General features: G+C 74.1%; 12 protein-coding genes, 1 tRNA gene and 1 pseudogene. 8 read left to right on the top strand and 6 right to left on the bottom strand.

Features of this window, described 5'->3' with window-relative positions:
* The first annotated feature begins 52 nt into the window (after positions 1-52).
* Positions 53-1,009 carry a trypsin-like peptidase domain-containing protein gene (locus tag EV376_RS09225; protein WP_130321717.1) on the top strand — a complete coding sequence of 319 codons (957 nt, stop codon included), beginning with the start codon at positions 53-55 and terminating at the stop codon, positions 1,007-1,009.
* 98 nt (positions 1,010-1,107) lie between these two features.
* Here EV376_RS09225 and EV376_RS09220 read toward each other — a convergent pair whose 3' ends face one another.
* Both EV376_RS09220 and EV376_RS09215 read right to left on the bottom strand, forming a co-directional pair.
* Complete coding sequence (locus tag EV376_RS09220) at positions 1,108-2,478, bottom strand: cystathionine beta-synthase (RefSeq protein WP_130321716.1); 1,371 nt, start codon at positions 2,476-2,478, stop codon at positions 1,108-1,110.
* A 79-nt stretch (positions 2,479-2,557) separates the two neighbouring features.
* Positions 2,558-2,914 (bottom strand): YkvA family protein, encoded by a 357-nt coding sequence (locus EV376_RS09215; protein ID WP_130321715.1) that lies wholly within the window; start codon positions 2,912-2,914, stop codon positions 2,558-2,560.
* Between the two features lie 147 nt (positions 2,915-3,061).
* On the opposite strand from EV376_RS09215, the pseudogene EV376_RS09210 reads away from it, so the two are divergent.
* From EV376_RS09210 to EV376_RS09200, 3 genes and pseudogenes are all read left to right on the top strand, one after another.
* Positions 3,062-4,194: pseudogene (locus EV376_RS09210) on the top strand (SGNH/GDSL hydrolase family protein).
* Between the two features lie 34 nt (positions 4,195-4,228).
* The gene (locus tag EV376_RS09205) at positions 4,229-5,032 is read left to right on the top strand and encodes an SGNH/GDSL hydrolase family protein (protein WP_130321713.1); all 804 of its coding nucleotides are present in this window, start codon (positions 4,229-4,231) and stop codon (positions 5,030-5,032) included.
* A gap of 316 nt (positions 5,033-5,348) precedes the next feature.
* The gene (locus EV376_RS09200) at positions 5,349-6,611 is read left to right on the top strand and encodes an acetyl-CoA C-acetyltransferase (RefSeq protein ID WP_130321712.1); all 1,263 of its coding nucleotides are present in this window, start codon (positions 5,349-5,351) and stop codon (positions 6,609-6,611) included.
* A gap of 46 nt (positions 6,612-6,657) precedes the next feature.
* On the opposite strand, the gene EV376_RS09195 is transcribed toward EV376_RS09200, so the two are convergent.
* From EV376_RS09195 to EV376_RS09185, 3 genes are all read right to left on the bottom strand, one after another.
* A complete protein-coding gene (locus EV376_RS09195; RefSeq protein ID WP_486482565.1) occupies positions 6,658-6,981 on the bottom strand; it encodes a hypothetical protein in 324 nt (107 codons plus the stop codon).
* A 173-nt stretch (positions 6,982-7,154) separates the two neighbouring features.
* On the bottom strand, positions 7,155-7,970 hold the full coding sequence (locus EV376_RS09190; protein WP_130321711.1) for a Bax inhibitor-1/YccA family protein: 816 nt from the start codon (positions 7,968-7,970) through the stop codon (positions 7,155-7,157).
* A gap of 130 nt (positions 7,971-8,100) precedes the next feature.
* Positions 8,101-8,997, bottom strand: a complete 897-nt coding sequence (locus EV376_RS09185) for an AurF N-oxygenase family protein (protein WP_130321710.1) — start codon at positions 8,995-8,997, stop codon at positions 8,101-8,103.
* Between the two features lie 48 nt (positions 8,998-9,045).
* On the opposite strand from EV376_RS09185, the gene EV376_RS09180 reads away from it, so the two are divergent.
* The 4 genes from EV376_RS09180 (at position 9,046) to EV376_RS09165 (ending at position 12,510) form a co-directional block, all read left to right on the top strand.
* The gene (locus tag EV376_RS09180; protein WP_130321709.1) at positions 9,046-9,762 is read left to right on the top strand and encodes a TetR/AcrR family transcriptional regulator; all 717 of its coding nucleotides are present in this window, start codon (positions 9,046-9,048) and stop codon (positions 9,760-9,762) included.
* Between the two features lie 76 nt (positions 9,763-9,838).
* Positions 9,839-10,183: a DUF4873 domain-containing protein gene (locus EV376_RS09175; protein ID WP_130321708.1), complete on the top strand. Its 345-nt coding sequence runs from the start codon at positions 9,839-9,841 to the stop codon at positions 10,181-10,183.
* Positions 10,173-11,684 carry a flavin-containing monooxygenase gene (locus tag EV376_RS09170; RefSeq protein WP_130321707.1) on the top strand — a complete coding sequence of 504 codons (1,512 nt, stop codon included), beginning with the start codon at positions 10,173-10,175 and terminating at the stop codon, positions 11,682-11,684. Before EV376_RS09175 ends, EV376_RS09170 begins: the two co-directional genes overlap by 11 nt.
* Before the next feature lies 1 nt (position 11,685).
* Entirely contained in the window at positions 11,686-12,510 is an 825-nt protein-coding gene (locus EV376_RS09165) for an alpha/beta fold hydrolase (protein ID WP_486482564.1), read from the top strand.
* 1 nt (position 12,511) lies between these two features.
* Here the strand turns inward: EV376_RS09165 and EV376_RS09160 are convergent.
* Positions 12,512-12,592: transfer RNA gene (locus EV376_RS09160), tRNA-Leu, on the bottom strand.
* Between the last annotated feature and the right edge of the window lie 65 nt (positions 12,593-12,657).

The following is a 12,657-nucleotide window of genomic DNA, read 5'->3' as shown; positions in this document are numbered from 1 at the left end:
GCTCTCAGCGGATCCGGGCATGGGCGTCGATCCCGGGAGCGTTGCCGGCTGCATGGACACCGATCACACCGCCTCCGGTCCGACCGAGGGCGAAGCGCTGGACGCGTACTCCCGGGTTGTCACGACCGTCGCGGCGCGCGTGCTGCCCAGCGTGGCCGCGCTGTCGGTGCGGACGGCGCGCGGTGGCGGCGCCGGCTCCGCGGTCACCGTGGGCGCCGACGGCCTGCTGCTCACCAGCGCCCACGTCGTGCAGGGCGCCCAGGGCGGATCGGCGACCTTCGGCGACGGCACCGAGAGCCGGTTCCGGGTCGTGGGCGCCGACCCGCTCTCCGACCTGGCGGTGCTGCGCGCCGAGGCGGGCACGGTGCCGCCGGTCGAGCTGGGCGACGCCGACGCGCTGCGCATCGGTCAGCTGGTCGTGGCGGTTGGCAACCCCATGGGGCTGGCGGGCTCGGTGACCGCCGGGGTGGTCTCCGGGCTCGGCCGGTCGCTGCCGGCCCGGGACGGCCGCGTCACCCGGTTGATCGAGGACGTCATCCAGACCGACGCCGCCCTCAACCCGGGCAACTCCGGCGGCGCGCTCGCCGACTCGGCCGGCCGGGTGGTCGGGGTCAACACGGCCGTCGCCGGGTACGGGCTCGGGCTGGCCGTACCGATCAACGCCACGACCAGGAGAATCATCCGGGACCTGACCGACCACGGACGGGTGCGGCGCGCCTGGCTCGGCGTCGCCGGCGTGCCCGTGCCGCTGCCACCCGAGGTGGCGGCGCGGACCGGGCAGCGGCGCGGCCTGCGGGTGGTGGAGGTGGTGCCGGGCAGCCCGGCCGGGCTCGCCGGGATCTACCTCGGTGACGTCATCCTCGCAGCCGGCGGGCGGCCGGTCAGCGACGGTCAGGGCCTGCAACGGCTGATGCTCGGCGACGCGATCGGCCGCCGATTGCCGGTCACCGTGCTGCGCCGGGGTGCGCTCGTCGACGTGGTGGCGGTGCCGACGGAGCTGACCCGCTGACCCGCCCGCGGCCGGCGGGTCAGGAGTAGTCGGCCGGCCGCGTTGAACGGTTTCCCTCGTGCCACGCAGGCGTGGCACGAGGGAAACCGCCCCGTCGCTCAGTGGGCGCCGAGGTGAGCCAGCAGGTCCTGGCGGGTGAGGACGCCCTTCGGCTTGCCGTCGACCAGCACCAGGGCGGCGTCGGACTTCTCCAGCAGGGCGACCGCCTCGCTCACCGGCTGGCCGCCACCGATCATCGGCAGCGGCTCGCCCATGTGCCGTTCGATGGTGTCGTGCAGGTGGGCCTGCCCGGTGAAGAGCGCGTCGAGCAGGTCCCGCTCCGCGATCGACCCCGCCACCTCACCGGTCACCACCGGCGGCTCGGCCTTGAGCACCGGCAGCTGGGAGACGCCGTACTCGCGCATGTAGTCGATCGCGTCCCGGACCGTCTCGGTCGGGTGGACGTGCACCAGCTCGGGCAGGCCGCCCGGCTTGCTCGCGAGCGCGTCGGCGACGGTCGGCTCGGTTCCGGCGTTGTCCAGGAAGCCGTACCGGGCCATCCACGAGTCGTTGAAGATCTTGGACAGGTAACCCCGGCCGCCGTCCGGCAGGAGCACCACGACCACGTCGTCCGGCCCGGCCTTGCGCGCCACCTCCAGCGCGGCGACGACCGCCATGCCGCAGGAGCCGCCGACCAGCAGCCCCTCCTCGCGGGCCAGGCGGCGGGTCATCTCGAACGACGCCTTGTCGGAGACCTCGACGATCTCGTCGGCGACGCCCCGGTCGTACGTCTCCGGCCAGAAGTCCTCGCCGACGCCCTCGACCAGGTACGGGCGACCGGTGCCGCCGGAGTACACCGACCCCTCCGGGTCGGCGCCGACGACGCGTACCCGGCCGTCAGAGGCCTCCTTCAGGTAGCGCCCGATCCCGGAGATCGTCCCGCCGGTGCCGACGCCGGCGACGAAGTGGGTGATCCGGCCCTCGGTCTGCTTCCACAGCTCGGGCCCCGTGGTCTCGTAGTGGGACCGGGGGTTGGCCGGGTTCGCGTACTGGTTGGGCTTCCACGCGCCGGGAATCTCCCGAGCCAGCCGGTCGGAGACGTTGTAGTAGGACCGCGGGTCCTCCGGCGCGACGGCGGTCGGGCAGACCACCACCTCGGCGCCGTACGCCCGCAACACGTCCTGCTTGTCCTGGCTGACCTTGTCCGGGCAGACGAACACGCACCGGTAGCCCTTGAGCTGGGCCACCAGGGCCAGCCCGACGCCGGTGTTGCCGCTGGTCGGTTCGACGATCGTGCCGCCCGGCTTGAGGATGCCGGCGCGCTCGGCGTCCTCGACCATGCGCAGGGCGATCCGGTCCTTGACCGACCCGCCGGGGTTCAGGTATTCCACCTTCGCCAGCACGGTGGCCTGGATGCCCTCGGTGACGTTGCGCAGGCGTACCAGCGGGGTGTTGCCGATCAACTCGACGACGTTGTCGTAGTACTGCACCTGGTTGTGCCCTTCTCCTCCGGCGCCGCCGGGGTGGGCGGCCGGGCAGACGAATACTCGAGGCTCAGCCTACGTCCCGTCAGCCGACCACCTCGCCCGGGACGACGGACCCGCGGCTCGCCTCCCACTCCAGGAACCGCTCGGTCTCCGCGAGCACGCTGCCGGCCAGCCAGGTGACCATGACCGCGTCGTCGGCCAACCCGAAGATCGCCAGCGGGATCTCCGGCAGCAGGTCGATCGGCGAGACGATGTACGCCGTGGCGGCGGTCATCAGGGCCAGCCGGAGTCCGCCGTCGTAATCTCCGCGAGCCGTCGCCCGGACCATCCGGGGCAGCGCCGCCAGCCGCTTCCCCAGCGACGGCCCTCCCCGCACCCCGACCGCCAGCGCGCGGGCCAGCGCGATGAACGCCGCACGTCGTTGCAGTGTCTTCCCCATCCCTCGCTCCTTCCCGTACGCCAGCGTGCCGCCCCGGCGCAAGCCCACCGCTCCGGTGGAACAGGTACCCAGAACGGTCGCTTTCCAGGCCCCGGTGAGCCGTCACGGCGACAGCCGCGTGTCGTGGGGTCGCGATAATGTCGGTGCATGGGGGTCGCTGGTTCCGTCGTTCCGGCCGGTCCGCGCTGGCAGCTCGTGCGGCGCGTCGCCCGGCTGGCCGCGATCGGCACGGGCGCGACCGCGGCCGCCGCCGTCGCCACCGGCGGCGTGCTGATCGGTCAGGCCCGCCAGGCCCGCCGCACGATCCCGATGGCGGAGGCGCCGCCGCCGCGCTGCGACGGGGTGTACGGGGCGAAGCTGCCCGGCCCCGCGATCACCATGGTCATCCTGGGCGACTCCTCCGCCGCCGGCTACGGGGTGCACCGCCGCCGCGAGACGCCCGGCGCGCTGCTCGCCACCGGCCTGTCCCGGCGGCTGCAGCGGCCGGTCCGGCTGCACCGGTTCGCCGTGGTGGGTGCCCTCTCCGCCGGGCTGCGGCACCAGGTCGAGGCGGCCCTCGAGTGCCAGCCCGACATCGCCGTCATCCTGGTCGGCGGCAACGACGTCACCAACCGCACACCGCTGGCGCTGGCGGTGCGCTACCTGGTCGAGGCGGTCACCGCCCTGCGCGCCGCCGGCTGCGAGGTGGTCGTCGGCACCTGCCCGGACCTGGGGGCGATCCGGCCCATCCAGCCGCCGCTGCGCTGGCTGGCCCGCCGGTGGAGCCGGCAGCTCGCCGCCGCCCAGACGGTGGCCGTGGTCGAGGCCGGCGGCTGGACGGTTTCGCTCGGTGACCTGCTCGGTCCCCGGTTCGCGGCCGAGCCGACCCGGATGTTCGCGTGGGACCGGTTCCACCCGTCGGCCGAGGGCTACGCGGTGGCCGCCGCCGCCCTGCTGCCGACCCTGCTGTCCGCTCTCGGCGCAGGCCAGGAGCGCAGGGCTGCGCCGACCCGGGTCGAGGGCGTACGGTCGCTGCCGGAGGCTGCCCAGGAGGCGGCGCGGCACGCGGGGACCGAGGTCAGCGGCGCCCAGGTCCGGGGCCGCGATCGCGGTCCGGCCGGCCGGTGGGCGCAACTGCGCCGGCGGGCCTTCTTCGGTGTCGGCGCCGTGCCGCAACCCGGTCCGGCCGCGGAGTCACCCTCAGTGGAAGGACTGGCATGAGCGAGCGCAGCGAGCGAATCATCAGGCGCAGCGCCGTCGAGCCTCGTGGCGGCACGCAGCGAAGCGGAGCGCCGTCATGAACGAACGCAGGGTCGGCCACGGGACGGTGTCGCCGTGAGCGGCCACCTCGTCCCCTCCGGTCTCGCCGGCCGGCTGGGCCGGGCGGCGGTCCTGTCCCTGACTGCCGGGGCGGTGGGTGGCGCGGCGCTCCTGGCCGGGCAGGCCCTGGCCGCACGGCACCGGCGGTACGCGCAGCCGGAGCTCGGGCTGGCCCTGCGGTCCACCGTCGGCCGGGCCGGTGCGCCGCCGCTGCGGCTCGTGCTGCTCGGCGACTCGTCCGCGCTGGGCGTCGGCGTCGACCGGCTCGAGGACACGATCGGCGGCCAGCTGGCCCACCTGCTCGCCGAAGGGCCGGCCGGGCGGCTGGTCCACCTGTCCAGCGTGGGCGTCTCCGGCTCGCGCTCGACCGATCTGGCGACGCAGGTCGCCCGCGCCCTGCTCGGCGAGCGGCCGGACGTGGCGGTGATCCTCATCGGCGCCAACGATGCCACCACGCTGCGCCGGCCGGCCGACGCCGCCGCGTACCTCGGGGCGGCCGTGCACCGCCTCCGCGAGGCCCGCGTGGAGGTCGTGGCCGGCACCTGCCCCGACCTCGGCGCGGTCCGCGCGATCGCACCCCCGCTGCGGCACCTGGTCGGTTGGTCCGGGCGGCGGGTCGCCCGGGCCCAGACCCTCGCGGTCCTGGACGCCGGCGGCACCGTGGTGGACCTGGCGACCGAGACCGGGCCGGTCTTCCGCGCCGACGCCGGCACCCTCTGCCACGACGGCTTCCACCCGTCCGCCGACGGGTACCGGGTGTGGGCGCACGCCCTGCTTCCCGCAGTGGCGGCCGCCGCCGCGGTCGCCACCCGGCACTGACCCCCGGACCCGCTCCCCGCACGCTGCCGCCCCGCCACGCCGCGGCCTGCCCCGCCGCACCCTGGCCTGCCCGGCCCCGCCGGGCCCCGCCGCAAGATCGTGCTGGATGGCCGAAGTAGTGGCATCCGACCCGCCCACCCGCCACGAGGCCACTACTTCCGCGATGTTGTGCGACCTGGCCGCAGGGGACGACCGGGGACGGCAGGCAATCCCCCGCGGGCGGGTCGGACGCCTCGCGGGACGCCGCGAGGCAGGTGACATTTCCCGTCGCCGGAGCGCCTTCCGCCGCTTGTTACTGGAGGGTTAACGTTGGTTCATGCCGACTGAGTCGTCCCGCGACGCCGTCATCGTCGCCACCGCCCGCTCCCCCATCGGCCGGGCGCACAAGGGGTCCCTGCGCGACGTCCGCCCGGACGACCTCGCCGCGACCATCGTGCGGGCCGCCCTCGACAAGACTCCCCAGCTCGACCCGACCGAGATCGACGACCTCTACCTGGGGTGCGGTCTGCCCGGCGGCGAGCAGGGCTTCAACATGGCCCGCGTGGTCGCCACCCTGATGGGGCTGGACGGCCTGCCCGGTGCCACGCTGACCCGCTACTGCGCATCCTCGCTCCAGACGACCCGGATGGCGATGCACGCGATCCGGGCCGGTGAGGGCGACGTCTTCATCTCCGCCGGCGTCGAGACCGTCTCCCGGTACGCCCGGGGCAACTCCGACGGGCTGCCGCCGGAGGCGCAGGCGCTGGTCGGCGGCGGCTGGGAGAACCCGCGCTTCGCCGCCGCGCAGGAGCGCTCGAAGCGCCGGGCACAGGGCGGCGCCGAGGTGTGGGCCGACCCGCGCGAGTCCGGCGAGTTGCCGGACATCTACCTGGCCATGGGACAGACCGCCGAGAACCTGGCCCAGGTGTACGACGTGACCCGCGCCGACATGGACGAGTTCGGCGTACGCAGCCAGAACCTGGCCGAGAAGGCGATCGCCGACGGCTTCTGGGCCCGGGAGATCACCCCGGTCACCACCCCGGACGGCACGGTGGTCAGCACCGACGACGGTCCCCGCCCCGGCGTCACCCTGGAGGCCGTGTCCGCCCTGAAGCCGGTCTTCCGGCCGGACGGGCGGATCACCGCCGGCAACTGCTGCCCGCTGAACGACGGCGCCGCCGCCGTGGTGGTGATGAGCGCACAGCGGGCGAAGGACCTCGGCATCACGCCGCTGGCCCGCATCGTCTCCACCGGCGTGACCGCCCTCTCTCCGGAGATCATGGGCCTCGGTCCGGTCGAGGCGTCGAAGCAGGCCCTGAAGCGCGCCGGCATGACGATCGACGACGTGGACCTGGTGGAGATCAACGAGGCGTTCGCCGCGCAGGTGATCCCGTCGTACCGGCAGTTGGGCATCCCGGAGGAGAAGCTGAACGTGATGGGCGGCGCCATCGCCGTCGGCCACCCGTTCGGCATGACCGGTGCCCGGATCACCGGCACCCTGCTCAACGCCCTCGAGTGGCACGACAAGACCATCGGCCTGGAGACCATGTGCGTCGGGGGCGGCCAGGGCATGGCCATGGTCCTCGAGCGCCTGAGCTGACGTCTCGCTGCACCGGCCCGCCGGCCGCCAGTGCCGGCGGGCCCGGTCAGAGCGCGGCGCGGGTCGCCGCCACCTCGCCGACCGCCCGGGCGAGCGTCTCCGTGGACGGGTGGGCGGCGACGAGGTCCGCCGTCACTACCCGGAGCTGGTCCGGCAGGACGAGGTCGGTGTCGAGCCGCGGCACGGTACGTCGAGGCTGCCCTTCGGCGTCCGCGGCGAGGTTGGCGAGCTCCTGCACCAGCCGGTGCACCAGGTCCCCCCGCGACACGTTCCCCCCGGTCGCCACGGCGGCCCACCGCGGCTGCTGCCAGTGCCCGACCTGCCGCACGAGCAGTTCCACGACCCGCGCCAGTTCCCCACCGTCACCCACGCCGGGAGTCTACGTCCCGCACCCTCCCGCGATCTTGCACTTGCGGCCCTCGATTCGCCCTGTGCGCGACGTTCTACCAGGGGTCGCGGGGGCTGCGCGGGAGGGGGGCTGGACGCGACGGCGCCCGGCCTCGCGGAGCGGGGCCGGGCGCCGTCGGGTAGCCGGGCGGCGGGTCAGTCGTCGCCCTGGAAGTAGCTGAGCAGGCGCAGCAGCTCGATGTAGAGCCAGATGAGGCTCACCAGGATGCCGAACGCGGCGACCCAGGAGTAGCGCTGCGGCAGGCCCATCCGGACCCCGTCCTCGACCTCCTTGAAGCTCAGCACGAAGCTGAGCGCGGCCACCACGACGATCACCAGGCTGAAGCCGATGGCGAGCGGGCTGCCGTCACGCAGGCCGGTGTTGATGCCGAACAGCGCCAGGACGAAGTTGATGAGGATGACGGCGAACAGGCCGGCCATCGCCGCGATCATGCCCTTGACGAACGCCGGCGTCGCCCGGATCACCCTGGCCTTGTAGAGCATGGCCATCAGGAAGAACACGCCGAAGGTGCCCACCACGGCCTGGAGCACGATGCCGTCGTAGAGCGACTCGAAGAACTTGCTCACCGCGCCGACGAGGACACCCTCGACGACCGCGTACGTGATGACCAGCGCCGGATTCGCCATCCGGGAGAACGAGATGATCAGGCCGAGCACGAGCCCGACCATCGCGGCGCCGATCCACGCGACGCCGAGCAGCGCGTTCGGGATCAGCGCCCAGGCGGCGGCGGCGGTCACGCCGACGATGCCGAGCAGGGTGACGGTCTTCACCACCACGTCGTCGATCGACATGGTGTTGACGGCCGGCGGAGCGACCGGGTAGCCAGCCTGCGTCGGGTACTGCTGGGGATAGCCGGGCTGTCCGTATGGCCCGGTCGGGGCGTACCCGGCGGCGCGCTCACGCTCGGCCGCCTGGCCGAGCCGGGCGAGCACCGGGTTCGAGGTCTTCACTGTCAGGCCTCCCTCAGGGGGTCGTTGCACGTCAACGTGCAGCCTCAAGAATAGACGTCCCGACCACTCCGTGGAGATCGCAAAGCTGAGCGGTAGCTGGGAGTGTCGGCCCGGGCCGGCTCCGGCCGGATCAGATGAGACCCGCCCGGGCCCACAGCGCGCGCCCGGGGCCGGCCACCAGGCCGAGATCCGCCAGGTTCTCGTACACCCGCGCGGCCGACCAGCGCAGGGTGGCCCGCCAGTGCGGGTTCGCCCGGGCGGCGGCGCGGCCGACCGCGGGCGGGATCCCGACCGCCGCGTACGCGTCGGGGTGGACCAGCCGGGTCGAGATCGAGTACGCGGCGCGGCCGATCAGCAGCCGGGCGTACGCGGTGGCCACCGGCCCGGCGGCGGCGACCTGGCGGGGCAGCTCCTCGCGGGCGTACCGCACGTGTCGCGCCTCCTCGACGACGTGGATCCTGGACACCATCCGGATCAGCGGCTGCAGCGACTCGTCGGCCATGATCTCGCGCTGGAACGCGTCGAGGATCTCCTCCGCGATGAGGATGGCGGCGAACATCTGCGGGCCGCGGGCGGTGCTCTTGAGGAAGCGCCCGAGCGCGTGGTCCACCCGGCCCGCCCGGTAGACGGGGCAGCCCATCGCCTCGATCAGCCGGCCGAACATGATGGAGTGCCGGCACTCGTCGGCGACCTCGGTCAGCGCGTACTGGGCGTGCCGGCTGGTCGGGTCGGCGTCGTAGTACTGCCGGATCAGCATCTGCATGAGGATCGTCTCGAACCACACGCCGGCGCTGGCGGCGCTGGCCACCTCGTGCCGGGTCAGCTCGATCCGCTGCTCCTCGCTCAGCCCCGCCCACAGCGAGGTGCCGTAGAGGCTGCTGCGGTGCGGTGGGAGCCAGTAGGCGCCGGGAACGTGCGGGGCATCCCAGTCGATCTCCACGGTGGGGTCGTAGCTCGTGCGCACCGAGGAGGCGAGCAGCCGCTCGGCCGTGGCCTCGCGTTCGCGTCCGATCGACGTCGCTGCCATGACCCCTCCATATTGACGTGACGGCCGGTAACTGTTACGAGTAGTAGCATGCAATCGCCTGTCACGGATGTCAATGGATCGGACACCGGCGGCCCACCCGAGCCACCGGCCGACCGGCGCCGGGACCGCTGGGCGAGCCACCGCGAGCAGCGGCGGCGGGAGTTCGTCGGCGCCGCCGTGCAGGCCCTGCTGCGGTACGGGCCCGAGGTCGACATGGACCAGGTGGCCGCCACGGCCGGGGTCAGCAAACCGGTCCTCTACCGCTACTTCGCCGACAAGTCCGAGCTCTGGCTGGCGGTCGGCGAACTGGTCGCCGCCCGCGTCGTCGACACCATCGCGCCGGCCATCAACCGCGTCCGGGAGGAACGCGACCTGGTCGAGGCGACGATCGACGCGTACCTCGGGGTGATCGAGGCGGAACCGGCCCTCTACCGTTTCCTGACCAGCCAGGCCGGCCACCCGGGCCTCCAGCAGGTGCTCGCCAGCACCACCCGCCAGGTGGCCGCCGGGCTGGCCCGGGTCATCGGCGACCGGCTACGCGCGCTGGGCCTGGACGCCGGCCCGGCCGAGCCGTGGGCGTACGGGCTGGTGGGGTTCGTGCAGGCGGTCGGCGACTGGTGGACCGAGCACGGCCAGCCCATCCGGCGGGAGGCCCTCACCGACTACCTCACCACGCTGCTGTGGAGCGGCATCGAAGGGGTACGCCGCAGCGCCGACCTGCCGCGCGAACTCACCCGGGCGCACGAGCGGATCGCGCGGTCGTGAGCGAGCGTCAGCGAGCGAACCATCAACGCAGCGCGTCGATGCCGCACGGCGGCACGCAGCTAAGCGGAGTGCGGTCGTGAGTTACCGGGGCCCGGCCCACGTCGCCGGCACCGCCGTACGGGTTCACCTCAGCGGCCGATGGGAGCCCGTCGACGGCCGCTACCACTGGGGCGGCCGGATCGAGCCCGCCGAGCAGATCGCCGGTCTGCTCCGGGCCGGCCGGCGGGACGTGGAGGTGCGCATCGCCGGCCGGGTCAGCCCGGCCCGGCTGGCGGAGGTCGATCCGTGGGGAGGCGTCCGGGTCACCGGGGTCGGCCCGCCGCCCTGGCCACCCGGGGACGAGCCGGACCCGCCGGCCACGGCCGCCCGGACGACCACGCAGGACGAGCCGGACAAGCAGGTGACGACGGATGGAGACTGACGTCGCCGTCATCGGCGCCGGCTTCGGTGGCCTCGGCGCGGCCATCCGGCTGCAGCAGGCCGGCCTCACCGACTACCTCGTCTTCGACCGGGGCGACGACGTCGGGGGCACCTGGCGGGACAACACCTACCCCGGGTGCGCCTGCGACGTCCCGTCGCACCTCTACTCGTTCTCCTTCGCGCCCAACCCCGGCTGGTCGCACACCTTCTCCGGCCAACCGGAGATCTGGGACTACCTGCGCGGCTGCGTCGACCGCTACGGCATCCGGCCGCGGCTGCGGCTGCGCCACGAGGTGACGGACGCCGCCTGGGACGACCGGCGCCAGCGGTGGCGGCTGCACACCTCCGGCGGCGAGTACACCGCTCGCGTCCTCATCTGCGCGGCCGGGCCACTGAGCGAACCCGCCACGCCGGACATCGCCGGCTTCGACGACTTCACCGGCGTGGTCTTCCACTCCGCCCGCTGGCGGCACGACCACGACCTGACCGGCCGACGGGTCGCCGTGATCGGCACCGGCGCGTCCGCGGTGCAGTTCGTGCCCCGGATCCAGCCGGCGGTGCGGCGGCTGACGCTGTTCCAGCGCACCCCCGCCTGGGTCATGCCACGGCGCTCGCGTCCGGTCAGCCGGCTGGAGCAGGCGGCGTACCGGGGTGTCCCCGGCGCGCAGCGGGTCGCCCGGGCCGGCCTGTACCTGCTCCGCGAGGCGATGGCGGTGGGTTTCCTGCACCCGGCGGTCAACCGCGTCGCCTCGCGGGTGTCGCTGCGTACGCTGCGCCGCCAGGTGACCGACCCGCGGCTCCGGGAGAAGCTCACCCCGCGCTACGCGATGGGCTGCAAGCGGGTGCTGATCTCGAACGACTACTGGCCGGCACTGACCCGGCCGAACGTCGACGTGGTCACCGCGCCCATCGACCGGATCACGCCGGACGGCGTGCTCACCGCCGACGGGACGCACCACCCGGCGGACACCCTCATCCTCGGCACCGGCTTCCACGTCACCGACCCGCCCGTCGCGTCACGTATCCGGGGCCGGGACGGTCGCAGCCTCCGTGCGGCGTGGACCCCGAGCATGCGTGCGTACCGGGGCACCATGGTGGCCGGCTTCCCGAACCTGTTCTTCCTGCTCGGCCCGAACACCGGCCTCGGGCACACCTCCGTGGTGCTGATGATCGAGGCGCAACTGCGCCTGGTGCTCGCCACGCTACGGCACCTGCGGGCCACGGGCGCCGCAGCCGCCGAGCCGACTCCGGAGGCCGAGCGGCGCTGGACCGGACATGTGGACCGGAAGCTCACCGGCACGGTGTGGCAGACCGGCTGCGCCAGCTGGTACCTCGACGCGACCGGCCGCAACAGCACCATCTGGCCGGGCTACGCCACCGGGTTCGGGCTACGGCTCCGCCGCTTCCGCCCGGCCGATCTCCGACTGGCGCCGGCACGCACCGGCACGGACGAGGTGCGCCCGCTCGGGCGCCCCTCCGGTTGGCGTTCGATGGGAGGGTGACGTGCAGATCCAGGTACGCCGCGCCGGCAGCGGTGAGCCGCTCGTGCTGATCCACGGCATCGGCCACCGCCACCAGGCCTGGGAGCCGGTGTTCGACCGGCTCACCGCCCGCCACGAGGTGATCGCGCTCGACCTGCCCGGCTTCGGCAGCTCCCCGGTGCCCGACAGCGGCATGCCCGCCGACATGACCGCGACCGTGGCCGCGCTGCTGCCGGTCCTCTCCGGGTGGGGGCTGGAGCGGCCACACGTCGCCGGCTACAGCCTCGGCGGGGCGATCGCCCTGGAACTCGCCGCCGCCGGGGCGGTCGCCTCGGCCACCGCCTTCTCGCCCGCCGGGTTCTTCACCCCCGCCGAGCGCCGCCGGGCCCTGGCCATCCTCCGGGTGCTGCGGGCCAACTCGTACCTGCCCGCCCCGCTCATGCGGATCGCGTTGCGCTCGGCGTACCTGCGGGCGCTCTGCTTCGCCCCGCTGGTGGCCCGTCCCGCCCTGCTCGACTTCGAGCGGGCGTTCGGCGACGCGCTCGCCCTGCGTCGCGGGGTCGGCTTCGCCGCCGTCGCCCGTGCCGCCCGCCGCTACCGCTTCGACTGCGCCCGGTTGACCGACCCCGCCGTGCCGGTGACGGTCGGCTGGGGCGAGCGCGACCGGATCTTCGGTGTCCACCAGGCCGAACGCGTCCGGGCCGGGCTGCCGTCGGCCCGGGTGGTGACCCTTCCCGGCTGCGGACACGTGCCGATGAGCGACGAACCCGACCTGGTCGCGGAACTCATCCTGGCGACCACCGCCGCCGCCCCGGCCGGCGGGACGCCGGAGCCGAGCGGGCCCTGAGTGCCCGGGGCGGGGGTCGAACCCGCACGCCTTGCGGCAGCCGCTTTTAAGGCGGCCGTGTCTGCCGTTCCACCACCCGGGCGAGTGACCCACGCGCGCCGACACGCCTGGGTGCAGTGTCACGGTAGCGGGTCGTCGGCGACCGGG

It is taken from the genome of Micromonospora sp. CNZ295, assembly GCF_004217535.1.
Note: the sequence above shows the minus strand (reverse complement) of the source record. Positions and strands in the feature narration are given on the sequence as shown.